The following is a 16630-nucleotide window of genomic DNA, read 5'->3' on the forward strand; positions in this document are numbered from 1 at the left end:
TGACTCATGACCACGGATCGCGACTCAGTTCTCATGGCAGCCGTCGGCGTCCTGTCCCGGGCGCCCTCCGCCGCCATGGACGAGATCGCCCGCGCCGCCGGGATCAGCCGCGCCACCCTGCACCGGATGTTCCCCGGCCGCGACTCCCTGCTGCGCGAGGTCGCCGCGCTCGCGCTGCGCCGGATGTCCGCCGCGCTGGACTCGGCCGCCATCGACGAGGGCGACCCGGTAGCGGCGGTCCGCCGGCTCGCCGACGCCGTGGTCCCCGATGCCGCCACCGCCGCCTTCCTCACCGGGGAGAACCGGCTGTTCGACGACATCGAGCTCTGCGCGGCCTGGGAGCGGATGGACGCCCGGGTCGCCGCGCTGTTCCTGCGCGGCCAGCAGTCCGGCGCGTTCCGCGTCGAGCTCCCGGCCGCCTGGCTCAGCGAGGCCTTCTTCGACCTGCTCGCGGGCGTGGGCTGGGCCGTCCAGGAAGGACGGCTGGCCCCCCGCGACAGCACCCTCGCGCTGACCGAGCTCTTCCTCGGCGGCGCCCTCAGAAAAGACCACCCCTGATGAACAGCAATCCGCGCACCCGTTGGGTCGCGCTGTCCGTGCTGGTGCTCGCCGTCCTGCTGGTGGCCGTCGACGCCACCGTCCTCTTCCTTGCCATCCCCTTCATCAGCCGGAGCCTGGATCCGTCCGCCACCCAGCTGCTGTGGATCGGTGACAGCTACTCCTTCGTCCTGGCCGGGCTGCTGGTCAGCATGGGCTCGCTCAGCGACCGGATCGGCCGCAAGAAGCTGCTGCTGATCGGCACCGCCGCCTTCGGCGCGGCCTCGCTGCTCGCCGCCTACGCGCCGGGCGCCGGCTGGCTGATCGCCGCCCGCGGGCTGCTGGGCGTCGCCGGGGCGACCATCATGCCGTCCACCCTGTCGCTGATCCGCAGCCTGTTCCCGGACGACCGCGAGCGGGCCAGGGCCATCGGCATCTGGGGCGCCGCCGCGACCGCGGGTGCGGCGGTCGGGCCGCTGCTGGGCGGGCTGCTGCTGGAGCACTTCTGGTGGGGCTCGGTCTTCCTGATCAACCTGCCGATCGTGGCGCTGATGCTGGTCCTCGGCTGGCGGCTGCTGCCGGAGTCGCGCGACCCCGGCGCGGGCGCCTGGGACGTGCCCAGCGTCGCCCTGTCCCTGGTCGGCATCATCGGCCTGGTCTACGGGATCAAGGAGGCCGCGGTCGGCAACGCCCTGAACCCGGCCGTGCTGGCCGCGACCGTGCTCGGCGTGGTCTGCCTGGTCTGGTTCGTCCGGCGGCAGCTGCGGCTGCCGGTGCCGCTGCTGGACGTGCGGCTGTTCAGCGACCGCCGGTTCACCGCGGCGACGCTGGGCGCGCTGATCGCACTGATCGGCCTGGCCGGGGTGGTGTTCTTCCTGTCCCAGTACTTCCAGCTGGTGCGCGGCTACTCACCGCTGCAGGCCGGTCTGGCCGACCTGCCGGCCTTCGCCGGCTCGGTCATCGGCGGTCTGGGCGCCGCCTACCTGGCCCGGCGCTGCGGCCACCGCGCCGCCCTGGCCGGCGGGCTGCTGGCGATGGGCCTCGGCCTGGGCGCGCTGGGCTGGGTCCACGCGGACACCTCCTACACGCTGATCGCGGTGGCGTTCATGGCCACCGGTCTCGCCGAGGGCGTGGTCTACGCCCTGTCCACGACGATGGTGCTGGGCGCGGCCCCGGCCGAGAAGGCCGGGGCGGCCGGCGCCGTCTCGGAGACCGCGTACGAGCTGGGCACCGCCCTGGGGATCGCCCTGGTCGGCTCGGTGCTGGCGGCGGTCTACCGGTCCGGGATGGTGCTGCCGACCGGTGTCACCGGCCCGGCGGCGGCCGAGGCGGAGAACTCGCTCGGCGGAGCGGTGCAGGTGGCCGGCACCCTGCCGTCCGCGACCGGGGACGCGCTGGTGCGCAGCGCGCAGCACTCGTTCGTCCACGGGATGAACCTGGCGGCGGTCCTGTCCGGACTGCTGCTGGTCGGTGCGGCGGCACTGGTCTGGGTTCTGCTGCGCCGCAGGAGCGTCGACGCGGTCGCGGTGACGCTCGACGACGCAGTTGCCGACGACGCGTCAGACCACCGCCATCGACTGCACCACGCCGCTTGACGGCTCTCAGCGGGCGTCTTAGCAGCTCTCAGTGGGCGTCCGCCAGCAGGCGGGCGCCCACGGCCGCGCCGCCGACCCTCGCCCCTGGTCCCGACCGGTGCAGGAACCACTCGGTGCCCAGGCAGAGCGTGCGCAGCTGCGGCTCCTCGAAGGCCGCGATCCGCGCGCCCCGCGCGAACTCGGAGGCGTGCGCCCGCACCGCCTCCCATTTGACGTCCAGCCAGGGCCGGACGTCCACCGCGGCGGCGATGCTGTGGTCCGGGCTGCACGGCAGCGGGGATTCCAGGCCGAGGCCGGTCAGGGTGCGGATCAGGGACTCCGGGACGGTGGACAGCCAGAGTGACTCGACCGCCCAGGCCGCCCCGGCCTGCGGCCACTGGTAGGGGCTGGCCGCCGCCTCGACCGCGGCCAGGACGGCGCGGTGCACCCGTACGTGGTCCGGGTGCCCGAACATGCCGTTGGCGTCGTAGGTGGTGACCGCGGAAGGACGGAACGAGCGGATCCGGGCCACCAGGTCGCCGACCACCTCGTCGAACGGCGCCTCACAGAGGGTTCCCCGGCCCAGGCCGAGATGCCCCGAGTCACGGTAGGGCAGCACCCCGGACTCGGCGACGCCGAGCACCTTCAGCGCCTGGCCCAGCTCCTTCACCCGGGTGCCCGGCCCGGCGAACGAGGCGTTGTCGGGCAGCTCGCCGTCGGTGCAGGTCAGCACGGCAGTGGGGCGTCCCTGGGCGGCGTGCTGGGCGAGGACGCCACCCGTCCACAGGGCCTCGTCGTCGGGGTGGGCATGAATGGCCATCAGGCCCCGTGGCCGGTCCGTCATCACCCTCCCCTGGGTCGCGCTGCCGCACCACGCGACGGTGCAGACCCCTCAGCCTAACGAACCGCACCGACACGGACGGTACGGATCACCGTAGTGCCGCGATCCGCCGAGGTTTCTGTGCACCTTCCGTTCACCAGCAGCCGGTGACCGTGGCGGCGAGCCGGTCCACCCCGTCCCGGGCGCGGCTGAGCGGCACCGGGCCGTTCTCGACGAAGGCGAACGCCTTCCAGCGCCCGTCGTGCCCCCGGGCCACCCCGGCCAGCGCCACCGTGTCGTGCAGGGTGCCGGTCTTGGCGTGGACCAGGCCCGCCGCACAGCGGCTCGGCCCGATGCTGAAGCGGTGCAGCCGGGCGGCCAGGGTGCCGTCCTGGCCGGCGATCGGCAGCCCGGGGAACAGCGGCCAGAGCTGCTTGCCGGCCCGTGGATCCACGGCCAGGGCGGCCAGGGCGCTGAGCGCCGCCGCCGTCATCCGGTCCCGGCGGGACAGGCCGCTGCCGTCGAACATCGCCACCCCGCGCAGCGGGATCCGGTACCCGGTGAGGATCTCCCGGACGGCGGCGGTGCCGTCCTGCCAGGTCGGCGGGCGGTGGCGGGCCAGCGCGGTGAGCCGCAGCAGCCCCTCGGCGATGTTGTTGTCGCTCACCTTCAGCATGTACTCGACGGCCTCCCAGAGCGGCTTCGAGGTGTGCGCCGCCAGCTCCACCGCGGTCGCCGGGGCGGCCGCCCGCGTCGGCTGCCCGGCGGTGAGCCGGACGCCGGAGGCGGTGAGCCGGACGCCGGAGGCGGTGAGCCGGACGCCGGAGGCGGTGAGCCGGACGCCGGAGGCGGTGAGCTGCTGGGCGAGCTGTCCGGCGAACAGCTTCCCTGCCGCCAGTGCGGTGTCGTTCACCCGCGCCCCGCACAGCGCGAGGGCGCGGACCGGGGCGAGTTCACTCGGGTAGTAGCCGGGCAGCCAGCCGGGTGAGGCGGTGGCGGCGGTCGGCGCCGGGAACAGCGAGTCGTCCACGCGAAGTGCTGTGACCGGGAGCTGCTGCCGGATCAGCGCCTTGGCGGTGGCGGCGGCCAGCGCGCCGAGGTCGGCTGAGGTCAGCCGCTGGTCCCCGCCGCCGACCAGGTAGAGCGTGCCGGTCGCGGCGGCGTAGCGGGTGCTGGTCTGCTCGGTGCGGTCCGGGCCGAGGGCGGTGAGTGCGGCCACCGCGACGGCCAGCTTGTTGGTGGAGGCAGGCATCCGCCCCGTCCCCGCGCCGGACGCCCACACCGTCCGCCCGGAGGCGACGTCCACCACCTGCCCCACCGCGCCGGCGCCGAGGCCGGCCCCGGCGAAGCGGACCTGCAGCCGCGCGGCGACGGTACGGTCCGCGGCGGTGGGGCCGCCCGCGGCGCTGGCCCTGGTCCCGCCCGTCGCCGAGACGGCAGCCGGGACCAGGGTGAGGAGCGTGGCGAGGAGGGCGACGCGTGCCGTCATGATCACCCAAGGATGATGACAGTGGGTCACCGCGGATGACGGTGCAACGCGCCCTGGGTCAGCCCGACTCCTCCACCCGGCGGACGATCCACTCGCACAGCTCATGGGTGAGCAGCGGATCCCTGGCGGAGACGGTGCGGCCCTTGCGCAGCGCGTCCAGGAACTGGTGGCAGGCCTGCTCGATCCCGCGCTGCCGGGCCACCGGCACCCAGTCCCCGCGTCGCCGTACCGTGGGCTGGCCCCGCTGGTCGATCACCTCGGCGAGGTTGACGACCTGGCGCTTGGAGTTGCGCCCGGAGACCTCGAGGATCTCCTCCACCGAGCCGCTGACCCGGTTCATGATCCCGAGAGCGGTGAAGCCGTCCCCGGACAGCTCCAGCACCAGGTGCTCCAGCAGACCGTCGCGCACCCTCGACCGCAGATGCCGATGGGTGATCTCCCCTGGCACCAGGAAGCGCAGGGTGTCCACCACATGGATGAAGTCGTCGAAGACAAAGCTGCGCGGCGCCTCGGGCAGGCTCTCCCGGTTCTTCTGCAGCAGGATCAGATCGCGCGGCCGCTCCACGGCCTGGGCGTAGCCGGGGGCGAGGCGGCGGTTGAAGCCGACCATCAGCGAACGCCCGGTCGCCTCGGCGAGCTCGACCAGCTTGCGCGCGCCCTCGTAGGAATAGTCAAGCGGCTTGTCCACATAGACGTCCACGCCGGCGTTGAGCAGCGCCTCGACGATCGGCACATGCGCGCTGGTGGCGGCATGCACAAAGGCCGCCGCGGGGGCTGCCGCGAGCAGCGACTCCAGCGAGTCATGGCGGTTCGCCAGCCGGTACTGGTCGCCGATCCGGTCCAGCTTGACACGGTCCCGGGTCATCAGATGCAGGTCGAGCCCGGGCTCTGCGGTCAGTACCGGCAGATAGGCCTTCTGCGCGATGTCACCGAGCCCGATCACTCCGACCCTCAGCAGGTTCGTCACCGCTGCTCCCACTCCTGGTAGCTGATCCGGGCCAGGTCCCGGATCCCGTCCGTGGCGGTGGTCCCCCACTCGTTCCTCCCCAGCCGGGACAGCGGCCGCAGCAGCCCGACCTCGGGATGCCCGTCCACCAGGACCTCCTCGTTTACGGCCGCGTGCAGCACCTCGCCGAACACCACCGTCGAGTTCCCCAGCGTCAGCGTGCTGTGCAGCCGGCACTCCAACGCCACCGGCACCCCCGCCACCCTGGGCGGCTTCACCCGCAACGCCGCCTCCCGCGCGACACCGACCGCCTCGAACTCGTCGACCTCGCGCGGAAAGTCCGTCGCGGTCTCATTGATCTGCTCGAACATCGGCTCGGACGCGAAGTTCACCACGAACTCCCGAGTCGCCTCCACGTTCACCAGCGTGTCCTTCCGCCCCACCGAGGTGAACTGCACGATCGGCGGGTCGACACAGGCAACGGTGAAGAACGAGTGCGGGGCAAGGTTTGCTCGGAATGGGGGTCCTGCCGACACGGTGGAGACCCAGGCGATCGGCCTGGGCACTACCACTGCCGTCAGGAGCCTGTAGAAGGCAGACGAGTCCATCACCCGCGGGTCGAAATCGATTCGCATGTTGATCAGTATCCCGCGTGCGGGCCGGCACCGTAGCAGCAGGTGGCGGCACGGACTAACCGCGAAGTACGACGGATGGTAACCGGCGTCGGAGAGATTCGAATCGCTGGAGCTGGTGTCACTCATGTCAACGCTGTCCGCCTGGGACGACTTCGAGGTTCCTCCCATGGCCCGTCGCGGCCAGGTCACCCTCAACCTCCACGACCACCTCACTGCCTACGTCCCGAAGCGCCCCGCCGCCTATCTCCGCATCTCCTCCGACCGCTTCGGCCTGGAAGCGGGCGTGGACCGCCAACAGGTGGATGCCGACGACACACGCAAGCGGCTGCGCTGGCCAGAGTTCACGAAGGTCTACAAGGAGAACGACACTTCCGCCTTCAAGAAGAAGAAAATGGTCAAGGACGACGGCACGATCGATTGGGTGGTGGTGCGCCCGCAGTTCCGCCAGCTCCTTGCCGACCTCGCCGCCGGGATCATCGACGGAGTGATCTTCTACGATCTGGACCGCCTCGTCCGCGGCGCCACTGGCGGTCACATGAACCTGATCAACGACAGCGACCGCCACATGGCCCGGATCATGTGCGTGATGGCGCTCAAGTCCTCCGAGGGCACCTCGCGCCGCGCCGCCCGCATGCACCTCGCCAGCGCCCAGGACGGCAAGATCCAGGGACGCATCGCCTACGGTTGGGTGCGTAAGGGGCTGGACAAGGGAAAGCGCATTGCCAGCGAGGCCGAGCTGGTGACGCGCATATACCTGGACTGCCTCTCCGGGAAGACCTCCTATGCCATCGCAACCGATCTCAATCGCAAGGGTGTGCAGGCACCTGCCGCGAAGCTGTGGTCCTCCACCATGGTCAACAAGATGCTGCGCAACCCGCGCTACGCAGGAATGGTGTCGTACGCGGGCCAGCACCGTGTCGATGCGGCGACGGACTGGGACGGCTGGTCCAAGGTTCTCTTCGACGATGCCGGCCGCCCGCTCCTGGGCTGTTGGGAGCAGATCATCGCGCCCAAGGACTGGTCCCAGGTCCAGTTCGAACTCCAGCTCCGTCGGCAGAAGCGTGGGCTGGGCCCAGAGCAGAGCCGTCCAGCTGTGGCCCTGAAATACCTCATGTCAGGCATCTTCGAGTGCGGCAGGTGCGGGCGGGGCCTCGTCGGGGGCTGGCCTGGCCGGAAGGCAGATCCGAATCGACGGGAGTACTACTGTCCACCCTCAGCGCGAGGCGGCTGCAATGGCACATCCATCGCGGCCGAGACTGCAGAGGGGGCAGTCGACGAGGCAATAGTCGCGTACCTGTCGAAACTGTTCGAGCAGCCGACCTTCGATGACTACCGCGACCCGGCCCGTATTCAGGCCCTCAACATCACCCTCGAAGAGGAGTCGACTCGAAAGCATGAACTCATCCGCCGCTGGACCGAGGGAGCGCTGGCTGACGTCGGCCTCGCGGAAGACGACTACTTCCAGATGCTGGGCGGGGTGAACCGGAAGATCAGTGCGCTGCGGGTAGAGATTGCCGGTGCGGAGGGCGAAGGTCCCAGCCAGGCCTCGCTGGAGGAGATTCTCCACGGCTGGCACAACGGCACATTGCAACAGCGTCGCGCGATCCTCAAGCGCTACCTGCACGGCATAGTCATCGTGGCGCCCGCCCCGACCGGCGACCGAAGCGCGGGCATCAAGGACCGGCTCAAGCCGCGCTGGAAGACCATGGCCGAGTTGGCCGCGTAGCCGGGTGGGGCCCTCGCCGCGCTGCGAGGGCCCCACCCAACTTCACCTCAGCGCCCCATGTGCTGGAGGACCGACCTCAGTCGGAGTAGCTCCTCCTGATCCAACTGCGGTGCGCCGGTGAGGAAGGAATCCAACCAACTGGTTGCGCCCTCGTGACGCTGCTCCTCCCCCTGATGGGTCCTCAGTCCGCACCGGTCGGTGTACGTGGATTCGGACTGCTCGTGCATGGCGTACCTCCCGGTTGGGCACTCGCCACACGCACCGTCATATGAGTTCGGTCGACTCACTGAACACGGGCCCGCGGCTGTTGTGGACGAGACCACATTCCGGAAATAGGTCAGCTTGGAACGGCCGGGACAGAGTGATAGGTCGATAGGTGGTGGAGCCCAGCGGGCCTCAGCCTGGATAGGCGCAGGAGTTGGCTGATCACCCCCGCGTCGGCGGGGAGCAGGGGGTCGGTCGTGCTGCAGATGCCTGCTGCCAACATCAATCCGCGCAGGTAGCAGTCCCCCCACCCACGCGTATCCCGACGCCGCACCGACCTGAACACCTCAGCAACGTACTCCGCCAACTCACCACGAAGTTGATCGATCTCCCCTAAATCCACACCCCGGCCCCTCCGTTGGAGTCGAAACCCGCCTGATTTCACCACCACCGGCACGCGCTGCACGCCGATCACCGGGGTCACGGCGTGGGAGTCGAACCGTCCAGTCCCTGTGCTCGCTCGGACTCGGACGGCCTGCGGCTGCACCGCATCTGGGCCGCCCACGCCCTCTCAACGAGGCGTCAGCAAAGTTCCTGGTCAAGGCAGGAATGACCAAGGAGAGACACATCCGCGCCCACGTCCAACTGGAAGGGGAAGCCGGGTCAAATCCCAACTTCCCCGTTCCCTGCGAGATTGTTTCTTCTTTACAGAGCGTCGGGTCCGCGTTCGCCGGTGCGCACCCGGACGGTGGTCTCCACCGGGACGCTCCAGACCTTGCCGTCACCGATCTTGCCAGTACGGGCGGCCTTGACCAGGACATCGATCAGGCCTTCCGCGTCGTCGTCCTCGACCAGGATCTCAACCCGGACCTTCGGCACCAGGTCGACGGTGTACTCCGCGCCCCGGTAGACCTCGGTGTGCCCGCGCTGCCGACCGTAGCCGCTGGCCTCGGTGACCGTGAGTCCGTGGACTCCGAAGGCCTGCAGGGCCTCCTTCACGTCGTCCAGGCGGTGGGGCTTGATGACTGCGGTGATGAGCTTCATGCCTCGACCTTCGTTCCCGCGTCGGCCGCGTCGGCCTCCGCCTCATCCTGGGCCACCGCACCTGACGGCACCAGAGCCTTCGACAGGGCGGCGCCCACCGCGCTGAAGTCGTAGGCCGACTCGGCGTGCTCCGCCTGGTCGATCCCGGCGACCTCGACGTCCTCGGAGACCCGGAAGCCCATGGTCTTGTCGATCGCCTTGCCGATGATGTAGGCGAGGACGAAGGAGTAGACACCGACCACCGCGACGCCCAGGGCCTGACGGCCGAGCTGGGTGAAGCCGCCGCCGTAGAACAGGCCGGCGTAGGAGGAGCCGGCGTGGCCGGTGGAGAGCAGGCCGATCAGCAGGGCGCCGGAGGCACCGCCGACCGCGTGCACGCCGACCACGTCGAGCGAGTCGTCGAAACCGAAGCGGTACTTCAGGCTGACGGCCCAGGCGCAGAGCGCGCCACAGACCAGGCCCAGGCCGATCGAGCCGAGCGGGCTGATGTAGGCACAGGCGGGGGTGATCGCGACCAGGCCGGTGACGGCGCCGGAGGCGGCGCCCAGCGTGGTGAACGAGCCGTGCCTAATCTTCTCGTAGGCCAGCCAGCCGAGCATGCCCGCCGCCGTGGCGATCTGGGTGTTCATGAAGGCGATGCCGGCCAGGCCGTTCGCCGCCAGGGCGGAGCCGGCGTTGAAGCCGAACCAGCCGAACCACAGCAGACCGGAGCCCAGCATCACCAGCGGGAGGCTGTGCGGACGCATCGGGTCCTTCTTGAACCCGATCCGCTTGCCGAGGACCAGGCACAGGGCCAGGCCCGCCATACCGGCGTTGAGGTGGACCGCGGTACCACCGGCGAAGTCGAGCACGTGCATCCGGTCGCCGAGCCAGCCACCCTTGGGGGTGCCACTGCCGTCATCGAACATGAACACCCAGTGCGCGACCGGGAAGTACACGATGGTGACCCAGAGCGCGAGGAAGAGCGCCCAGGCCGAGAACTTGGCCCGGTCGGCGATCGCGCCGCTGATCAGGGCCGGGGTGATGACCGCGAACATCAGCTGGAAGGCCGCGAAAGCGAAGACCGGGATGGTCCCGCTCAGCTCATTCATCCCGATGTTGCGCATGCCGAACATGTGCAGATTACCGATGAGACCGTGGAACGAGTCCGTTCCGAAGCTCAGCGAGTAGCCGTACAGCACCCACAGGACCGTGACGATCCCGAGTGCGATGAAGCTCATGATCAGCATGTTGAGGGCGCTCTTGACCCTGACCATGCCGCCGTAGAAGAACGCAAGGCCCGGCGTCATCAAACATGACCAGTGCCGCGCTTATGAGTACAAAAGCGGTGTCCCCGCCGCTGAAGCCGCTAGGCATTCGGCGTCTCCTCGAGTGTTGAGCTGCTCCGTCCTCCGGGTATCCGTCCCGTGCCCCCGGAAGAGCTGGTTGCGATCAGAGGCTTAGAGCGGGACTGAGGGTTCGGTCTGGTACTGTCCGGCCAGATGTATTCGGATTTGATCGCCATGGTGTTCTCCAATGGTGGTGGTGATGTCGGTCAGGTTCTGCCGACAAGGCCGAGCGTGGGTCGGCCGGGGGATTTGGATTCTGCGCGAACAAAGGAACATGTGAGAGTCAACGCCATCCGTCCCATAGCTGTCCAAGACCCATTAGGTCTATTTCCATAGCGGAAATGCATGCATCAGGGACCTCAGCCCGAATCCACCGATGAATGACCTGTCCGAGGCCTGGACATAACGACGCGGATGCCCTCTGACCTGGGACGATGGGACTTCCTACAGAACCAAGTCGCCAGAACGAGAGAACATCCGCGAGATGCAATCCTGCCATGCCGCCACAGCGGTTTCCGCCGTCTTCGACGAGCCGGACCTGATCGCCGATGCCGGGCTGCTGTCGCTGGTCCGGCTGGCCGAGCGGGCCGGCCTGCGGCAACTGGCCGCGTCCGCGCTCCGCATCGAGGGCGCCGACAACAGCGGCGGAGCCAACCCGGCCGCCAAAGTGATGTCGCTGATCAGCGCGATGTGCGCGGGCGCGGACAGCATCGACGACGCGGCGCGGCTGCGGCACGGCGCGATGGACCGCGCCTTCACCTCGGTCCGCGCGCCCTCCACCCTGGGCACCTTCCTGCGCTCCTTCACCCACGGCCACAACCGCCAGCTCCACCGCGTTCACCGCGACTTCCTGGCCCGACTGGCCCGCAGCACCCCACTGCTGCCCGGCGCCGACACACTGATGTTCATCGACATCGACCCCACCCACCGCCGCGTGTACGGCCACGCCAAGCAGGGCGCGCAGGTCGGCCGCCTCAAGGGCCAGCGCACCCTGCACCCGATCCTGGCCACCCTGTCCACCCCGATCGCCCGGCCCGTGATCGGCGCGGTCCGCCTGCGCCGCGGCAAGGCCGCCGACGTCCGCGGAGCCGAGAGCTTCGTGAGCGAGGCCCTGGCCATAGCGAAGGAGACCGGCGGCACCGGGATCCGCCTGGTCCGCGCGGACAGCAAGTTCTACACCGCCGACGTGGTCGCCGCCTGCCGCCGGGCCGGCGCCCGATTCTCCCTGACCACCGGCATGAACCCCTCCATCGCGGGCGCGATCTCCCGCATCCCGCAGGAGTCCTGGACGGCGATCCGCTACCCGGACGCCTTCGTCGACCCCGACACCGGCGAGATGGTCTCCGACGCCGAGGTCGCCGAGATCCCCTACACCGCCTTCACCGGCCGAAGGAAGTCCGAGCACGTCACCGCCCGGCTGATCGTGCGCCGGGTCCGCCGATTGAACGCCGAAGTGGCCCAGGGTCAGGGCGAGTTGTTCACCGCCTGGCGTTACCACCCCGTCTTCACCGACAGCTCCTTCGCGGTGCTGCAGGCGGAACTGCACCACCGGCAGCACGCCGTGGTGGAGCAGGTGATCGCGGACGGGAAGTCCGGGCCTCTGGCCCACCTGCCGTCCGGGAACTTCCAGGCCAACGCCGCGTGGCTGACCCTGTGGGCGATGTCGCACAACCTGCTGCGGGCCGCCGGTGCGCTGACCTCGGTCTTCCACGCCAAGGCCACCACAGCGACCCTGCGCGCCCACCTGGTCCACGTCCCGGCCCGGCTCGCGCGCACCGCGCGCACCAAATTGACGGTGCATCTGCCCGAGCACTGGCCCTGGCGCGACGCCTTCACCGCCCTGTTCGAGGCCGTCCACTCCCCACCGCCGCGCCCGGCGGCCTGACCGCCACAAGATCCCGCACCGCGACGGCCCGACGGCCACCGGCGACAGCGCCACCAACCGCTCCCGACCCCGCACAACCCCTCGGACAGGCCGCGACCCGCGCACGGCGGCTACCGCACACCCTCAACCTGTTGCCCCCAGCGGCCGACCGTCCACGGGCAGGAGAGCAACCCCGAAATGATCAGCCGGTGGATTCGGGCTCAGGTAGCCAGGGCCGATAGGTTCCCGCCTGAGGCCAGGTAATCGCCAGCCGGTTTGCCCTGGTGCGCGCGGCGGAACTTGAGGAATTCGGCGAAGTTCAGCACTTCCTTCAGGTCACCGTCGGTCAGGTCCGTCAGGGCGCGCGGGATCTCGGCGCCAGCCAGGGCGGCGGGGTCGGTATTGTCCTGGTCGGACAGGAAATAGCTGACGGGAAGGCTGTAGAGCCGGGCCAGCTTCTTCAGCTCCAGGCTATCCACCTGGCGCAGTCCGCGCTCGATGTTGCTGATCGCCGAACGCGGGATCCCGATGGCGTGGCTGACATACTGCTGGGACATGCCCTGGTAGTCGCGGGTCCTGCGGAGCCGCTCGCAGAGCCTTTCCAACTCGGGGTCAAGGCCACGGCGTTCGGAGGAGGGGGTCATGGCTGCTGCTTCTCCTAGAGGCCGTCCACAATGACGCGGGCGAAGGTGTAGGCGGAGGCGGAGCGGGCCGCCTGCGCGGCTACGGGGACAGTGGTGGGCACCACCGTGACGGAATGCCGGCTCCTCACCAGAAGGCTTTGACGACAGACTGCTGTGCCTGCGTCGCGGCCCGGTAGAAGGCGGTCAGACCTTCGTGGTGAGCGAGGAAGGCCGATCTGGCGATGGTGGAGTCTTCCCAGGACTCGGAGATCGCCCCGCCCACGTTCCCCCAGAGCGCCTCGAAGTGGACCTTGTCAAGGAAGGCCGAGGCCTTCCTCACCTGTTCCGGCTTCATGATCAGGAACGGCGGGTTGATCTGGCAGGTGACAGGATCACCACCATAGATGGGCAGACTGCTCGGGCTGCCAGCTACGGTGTAAAGACGGTTGACGGCTGCGAAGTCCTTCTTAATCGAGTAGGCGATGCCTGCAGCATATTCCTCCTGACGGTTGGACCAGGCTGCCAGCATGAATTCCTCGAGCCACTCGTTGGTCGGCTTGATTTCCGCCGCCGGGACAGCCCGAAGATGCAATTGATAGCTCACTGGGATCCGCCTTCGAGGAATGTGCGCCCATCCGATTTCCTGGACCTGACAGTGGCGTGGACACGTGCCCTGTCGGCTGAATCCGTAAGCGTCACAGCCATTCTTTGTCTCCTCGAAATTGGTAGCCTCGTCCATGCACTGCAGAACAAGCGCAAAGGCAATAGTGCCGGGGGTCGAAGGCTGTACTCCCGGCGGCAGGGCCATGTAGGGACCAGCGCCAAAGGCGAAGGCCGGTCGCCACGAGGGCAAGCACACGCTACCGGCTAACGGCTACGAGATACTGCGACACGGCCTCGCCGAAGATCAGAGAATCGGCGAGGCTGCCAGCCTCCTGCTCCGGTCGTGGTCGCTGATGGGTCCTGACCGGGCCCGGCCAGGTCTCCACCCGGGATGCGCCAGGGCTCAACGGGTGGAAGGCCGATCGGCTACGGCTTCAGCGCCCCTGGGTAGAGGTACTGGTCGGGCGGGATTGTGGTGCTGTGCGCCCAGGCCTGGAAGAACCCGGTCAGGTCCTTTCCGGAAACCTGCTGGGCGAGCCGTTCGAAGTCCGGCCAGGACGCGTTGGCGTACTTGTACGTCGCGGTCCAGGTCCTCAGGGTGGTGAAGAACAGGTCGTCGCCCACCGTGGCCCGCAGTGCCTGAAGCATCAACGGCCCCTTGTCGTAGAGTCCTTCGGCCAGCGGCTGGTCGGCTCCGGGGTCGTAGAGCTTGACGTTCCAGAACGTCGGGGTGTCCTTGTACTGCGCGATCTGGTCCAGGTAGTCCTGGTTGAGGTCGGCTCCCAAGTCGGCCTCGTACCAGAGCTGTGTGGCGTATTGCGCGAAGCACTCCGCGATGCAGCCGTCCCGCCAGTCGCTGAACGATACGCTGTCGCCGAACCACTCGTGGGCCAGCTCGTGCGAGGCCGACGCGTCGTAGAAGGCCTCGTCATAGGTCGGCTTGGTCTGGGTCTCCAGGGCGAGGCTGCCGCCTGACAGTGCGGCATTCACCACGATCGAACCGGTCGACTCGAAGGGATAGGGACCGAAGTCCGCGGTCAGTACCTTCATGATCTTCGGCAGCACCGCCTCCGAGTCCGGAACGATGTCGGTGTTGGTGCCGTAGGCGTTGATCACTGGCGTGCCGTCAGCCAGCTTCGAGGTGTGCACGGTGAACTTGTCGATGGCCACCGTGCTCGCATAGGAGGTCATCGGGTGCTCTTCGTTCCAGCGGAACGTCTTCCAGCCCTTGTTCTCCGTGGTGCGCCCCGGCAGTCCGTCGCCGATGGCCGTCCAGCCGTCGGGCACGGTGGCCGTCAGGTGGAACGTCGCCTTGTCCGAGGGGTGGTCGTTGACCGGGTACCAGGCGGTGGCCGAGTGCGGTTCGCCGGTCACGTCGACGCCGCCGTTCTGCAGCAGGTGCCAGCTGGCGCCGACCGGTTTGCCGGCGTAGACCACCCGCACCCTCATCGGGCTGCCCTTGGGCACCGGCACACGCGGGGTGATCACCAGCTCGTGCGGGTCGGACCAGGCGATCTTCCGTGCGGGCAGTCCGTCGACGGTCACGGCCGTGACGTCGAACCCTTCGAGGTCGAGGTCGAACCGACTGAGGGTCTGGGTGGCGGTCGCGGTGACCGTGGTGTCCCCGGCCAGGAACTCCGGCTTTGCCGGATCATAGGTGATGTGCACGTTGTAGTCCGACACGCGGTATCCGCCGTTGCCGTCCAGGGGGAAGTACGGGTCCCCGATGCCCGGCGCACCGATGGTGCTGCCCAGTGCCGCCGCCAACGTGCCGACGGCGGTTGCCCATGCCACGCTCATTTCCTGTCCTTCACCACGTAGAGGTACTTGTCCGCAGGCACGGTCGTGCTGTGTGCCCAGGCCTGGAAGAATCCGGCCAGGTCCTGCCCCGACTCCTTGTGCGCCAGCTGCTCGAAGTCCGACCAGGAAGCGTTGCCGTACGTGTGCTCGCGCAGGAAGTCCCGCAGTGTCCTGAAGAAGACGGCGTCACCGACCGTGCGCCGCAACGCGTGCAGCATCAGCGGGCCAACCGTGTAGGCGCCGCCGTAGAAGCTGTCGGCGCCGGGGTCGTACAGGGGGTCCTTCCAGAAGGCCGGGTCGTCCTTCTCCGCCGCGACGGTCTTCAGATAGTCGGCATCGAGGTCGTTTCCCTGCTTGGCTTCGTTCCACAGCCATTCCGCGTAGGTGGCGAAGCACTCCTTGACGCAGATGTCCTTCCAGCCCTTGACCGACACGCTGTCGCCGAACCACTGGTGGGCGTTCTCGTGCACGATGTCGGTGAACCGCTGCGGGGCGATTCCGTCCGGGTACACGGGCCGGTCCTGCAGTTCGAACCCGCCGCCGTTGTTGCTCGGATCATCGGGGTCGCCCGGATAGAAGATGCCGCCGGCCGAGGAGAACGGGTACCTGCCGAATTTCGAGGACAGGAAGTCCAGCACCTCGGGCAGCTTGTCCTCGTACGGCTTGGCCGCGTCACCGCCGTCGGGCAGGTAGGCGTCGTACACCGGAGTGCCGTCCGCCAGGTGTGAGGTGACCAGGGTGAACTTGTCGATCACCACACCGGTCAGGTACGAGGCGACCGGGTGCTTCTCGTTCCACACGAAGGTGGTCGCGCCGTTGCGGGTGACCGGCGCCTCGGGCTCGCCGTTGCCCACCACGCTCCAGCCGGTGGGCACCGTGGTGGTCAGTGTGAAGCTCGCCTTGTTCGAGGGGTGGTCGTCGACCGGGTACCAGCTCGTCGCCGAATGCGGCTCGGCAAAGGCGTGGACCGCGCCTTTGGCGTCGGCTGTCATCCAGTAGAGGCCCGGCTTGCCGGAGTAGGTGACCCGAACCTGCAGCGGCCTGCCGCGATCGATCGGGTGGGCCGGGGTGATGACCAGTTCGTGTTCGCCGGTGCGGGTGAATCCGGCGGCTGGCTTGTTGTTCACGGTGACCGAGTCGACGGTGAATCCGTCCAGGTCCAGGTCGAACCTGTCGAGGTGCTGGGTGGTGACGGCGTCGATTCTGGTGTCACCACGGAGGAAGTCCGGCTTCGCCGGGTCGTAGTTCAGCCGGACGTCGTAGTGCGAGACCCGGTAGCCGCCGTTGCCGTCCTGCGGGTAGTACGGGTCACCGACCCCGTCAGCCCCGGGACTTGGCCCTGTTCCACCGGCCAGCAGGCTCGCTGCCGCGGCGATCGTTGACATTGTTTTCCACATGGGAGGAGCCTATAAATCGCATATCGTGAAATTGTGGGCA

At 68.7% G+C, this 16630-nt stretch carries 13 protein-coding genes and 2 pseudogenes; 4 read left to right on the forward strand and 11 right to left on the reverse strand.

Annotated features, from left to right (window positions below; translation table 11 throughout):
- Positions 1 to 6 precede the first annotated feature (6 nt).
- Complete coding sequence (locus tag ACXKR8_RS04945; protein ID WP_458271675.1) at positions 7 to 558, forward strand: TetR/AcrR family transcriptional regulator; 552 nt, start codon at positions 7 to 9, stop codon at positions 556 to 558.
- Entirely contained in the window at positions 558 to 2132 is a 1575-nt protein-coding gene (locus ACXKR8_RS04950; protein ID WP_458271676.1) for an MFS transporter, read from the forward strand. Before ACXKR8_RS04945 ends, ACXKR8_RS04950 begins: the two co-directional genes overlap by 1 nt.
- Positions 2133 to 2160: 28 nt before the next feature.
- On the opposite strand, the gene ACXKR8_RS04955 is transcribed toward ACXKR8_RS04950, so the two are convergent.
- From ACXKR8_RS04955 to ACXKR8_RS04970, 4 genes are all read right to left on the reverse strand, one after another.
- Positions 2161 to 2955 (reverse strand): PIG-L deacetylase family protein, encoded by a 795-nt coding sequence (locus tag ACXKR8_RS04955; RefSeq protein ID WP_458271677.1) that lies wholly within the window; start codon positions 2953 to 2955, stop codon positions 2161 to 2163.
- A gap of 130 nt (positions 2956 to 3085) precedes the next feature.
- The gene (dacB, locus tag ACXKR8_RS04960; RefSeq protein ID WP_458271678.1) at positions 3086 to 4420 is read right to left on the reverse strand and encodes a D-alanyl-D-alanine carboxypeptidase/D-alanyl-D-alanine endopeptidase; all 1335 of its coding nucleotides are present in this window, start codon (positions 4418 to 4420) and stop codon (positions 3086 to 3088) included.
- A gap of 58 nt (positions 4421 to 4478) precedes the next feature.
- Positions 4479 to 5375 carry a Gfo/Idh/MocA family protein gene (locus ACXKR8_RS04965; RefSeq protein ID WP_458274901.1) on the reverse strand — a complete coding sequence of 299 codons (897 nt, stop codon included), beginning with the start codon at positions 5373 to 5375 and terminating at the stop codon, positions 4479 to 4481.
- Positions 5376 to 5383: 8 nt separating this feature from the next.
- The gene (locus tag ACXKR8_RS04970) at positions 5384 to 6001 is read right to left on the reverse strand and encodes a flavin reductase family protein (RefSeq protein WP_458274902.1); all 618 of its coding nucleotides are present in this window, start codon (positions 5999 to 6001) and stop codon (positions 5384 to 5386) included.
- A gap of 124 nt (positions 6002 to 6125) precedes the next feature.
- Between ACXKR8_RS04970 and ACXKR8_RS04975 the strand changes: the two genes are divergently transcribed.
- Complete coding sequence (locus ACXKR8_RS04975) at positions 6126 to 7727, forward strand: recombinase family protein (RefSeq protein WP_458271679.1); 1602 nt, start codon at positions 6126 to 6128, stop codon at positions 7725 to 7727.
- A 481-nt stretch (positions 7728 to 8208) separates the two neighbouring features.
- On the opposite strand, the pseudogene ACXKR8_RS04980 reads toward ACXKR8_RS04975, so the two are convergent.
- From ACXKR8_RS04980 to ACXKR8_RS04990, 3 genes and pseudogenes are all read right to left on the reverse strand, one after another.
- Positions 8209 to 8334: pseudogene (locus ACXKR8_RS04980) on the reverse strand (IS701 family transposase); the annotation flags it as partial.
- Positions 8335 to 8636: 302 nt separating this feature from the next.
- A complete protein-coding gene (locus tag ACXKR8_RS04985; protein ID WP_380518281.1) occupies positions 8637 to 8975 on the reverse strand; it encodes a P-II family nitrogen regulator in 339 nt (112 codons plus the stop codon).
- Positions 8972 to 10331, reverse strand: a pseudogene (locus ACXKR8_RS04990) (ammonium transporter). Before ACXKR8_RS04990 ends, ACXKR8_RS04985 begins: the two are co-directional and overlap by 4 nt.
- A 456-nt stretch (positions 10332 to 10787) precedes the next feature.
- Here ACXKR8_RS04990 and ACXKR8_RS04995 point away from each other — a divergent pair.
- Positions 10788 to 12188, forward strand: a complete 1401-nt coding sequence (locus ACXKR8_RS04995; protein ID WP_458271681.1) for an IS1380 family transposase — start codon at positions 10788 to 10790, stop codon at positions 12186 to 12188.
- A 200-nt stretch (positions 12189 to 12388) separates the two neighbouring features.
- On the opposite strand, the gene ACXKR8_RS05000 is transcribed toward ACXKR8_RS04995, so the two are convergent.
- The 4 genes from ACXKR8_RS05000 to ACXKR8_RS05015 all read right to left on the reverse strand — a co-directional run bounded on the left by ACXKR8_RS05000 (position 12389) and on the right by ACXKR8_RS05015 (position 16578).
- Positions 12389 to 12811: a helix-turn-helix domain-containing protein gene (locus tag ACXKR8_RS05000; protein ID WP_458271682.1), complete on the reverse strand. Its 423-nt coding sequence runs from the start codon at positions 12809 to 12811 to the stop codon at positions 12389 to 12391.
- A 124-nt stretch (positions 12812 to 12935) separates the two neighbouring features.
- Positions 12936 to 13394, reverse strand: a complete 459-nt coding sequence (locus ACXKR8_RS05005) for a DUF1877 family protein (protein WP_458271683.1) — start codon at positions 13392 to 13394, stop codon at positions 12936 to 12938.
- Between the two features lie 425 nt (positions 13395 to 13819).
- Positions 13820 to 15193: a M1 family metallopeptidase gene (locus ACXKR8_RS05010; RefSeq protein WP_458271684.1), complete on the reverse strand. Its 1374-nt coding sequence runs from the start codon at positions 15191 to 15193 to the stop codon at positions 13820 to 13822.
- Positions 15190 to 16578 carry a M1 family metallopeptidase gene (locus ACXKR8_RS05015; protein WP_458271685.1) on the reverse strand — a complete coding sequence of 463 codons (1389 nt, stop codon included), beginning with the start codon at positions 16576 to 16578 and terminating at the stop codon, positions 15190 to 15192. The genes ACXKR8_RS05010 and ACXKR8_RS05015 overlap by 4 nt, the downstream gene beginning before the upstream one ends.
- Positions 16579 to 16630 lie beyond the last annotated feature (52 nt).

This window comes from Streptacidiphilus sp. PAMC 29251 (genome assembly GCF_054208735.2).

What these genes read in the sequence shown, in the direction of transcription:
- ACXKR8_RS04950 (WP_458271676.1), top strand. Translation starts at nt 558, where the DNA reads ATGAACAGCAATCCGCGCACCCGTTGGGTCGCGCTGTCCGTGCTGGTG.
- ACXKR8_RS04970 (WP_458274902.1), bottom strand. Translation starts at nt 6,001, where the DNA reads ATGCGAATCGATTTCGACCCGCGGGTGATGGACTCGTCTGCCTTCTAC.
- ACXKR8_RS05010 (WP_458271684.1), bottom strand. Translation starts at nt 15,193, where the DNA reads ATGAGCGTGGCATGGGCAACCGCCGTCGGCACGTTGGCGGCGGCACTG.
- ACXKR8_RS04945 (WP_458271675.1), top strand. Translation starts at nt 7, where the DNA reads ATGACCACGGATCGCGACTCAGTTCTCATGGCAGCCGTCGGCGTCCTG.
- ACXKR8_RS04975 (WP_458271679.1), top strand. Translation starts at nt 6,126, where the DNA reads ATGTCAACGCTGTCCGCCTGGGACGACTTCGAGGTTCCTCCCATGGCC.
- ACXKR8_RS04985 (WP_380518281.1), bottom strand. Translation starts at nt 8,975, where the DNA reads ATGAAGCTCATCACCGCAGTCATCAAGCCCCACCGCCTGGACGACGTG.
- ACXKR8_RS04955 (WP_458271677.1), bottom strand. Translation starts at nt 2,955, where the DNA reads ATGACGGACCGGCCACGGGGCCTGATGGCCATTCATGCCCACCCCGAC.
- dacB (WP_458271678.1), bottom strand. Translation starts at nt 4,420, where the DNA reads ATGACGGCACGCGTCGCCCTCCTCGCCACGCTCCTCACCCTGGTCCCG.
- ACXKR8_RS05015 (WP_458271685.1), bottom strand. Translation starts at nt 16,578, where the DNA reads ATGTCAACGATCGCCGCGGCAGCGAGCCTGCTGGCCGGTGGAACAGGG.
- ACXKR8_RS04995 (WP_458271681.1), top strand. Translation starts at nt 10,788, where the DNA reads ATGCAATCCTGCCATGCCGCCACAGCGGTTTCCGCCGTCTTCGACGAG.
- ACXKR8_RS05000 (WP_458271682.1), bottom strand. Translation starts at nt 12,811, where the DNA reads ATGACCCCCTCCTCCGAACGCCGTGGCCTTGACCCCGAGTTGGAAAGG.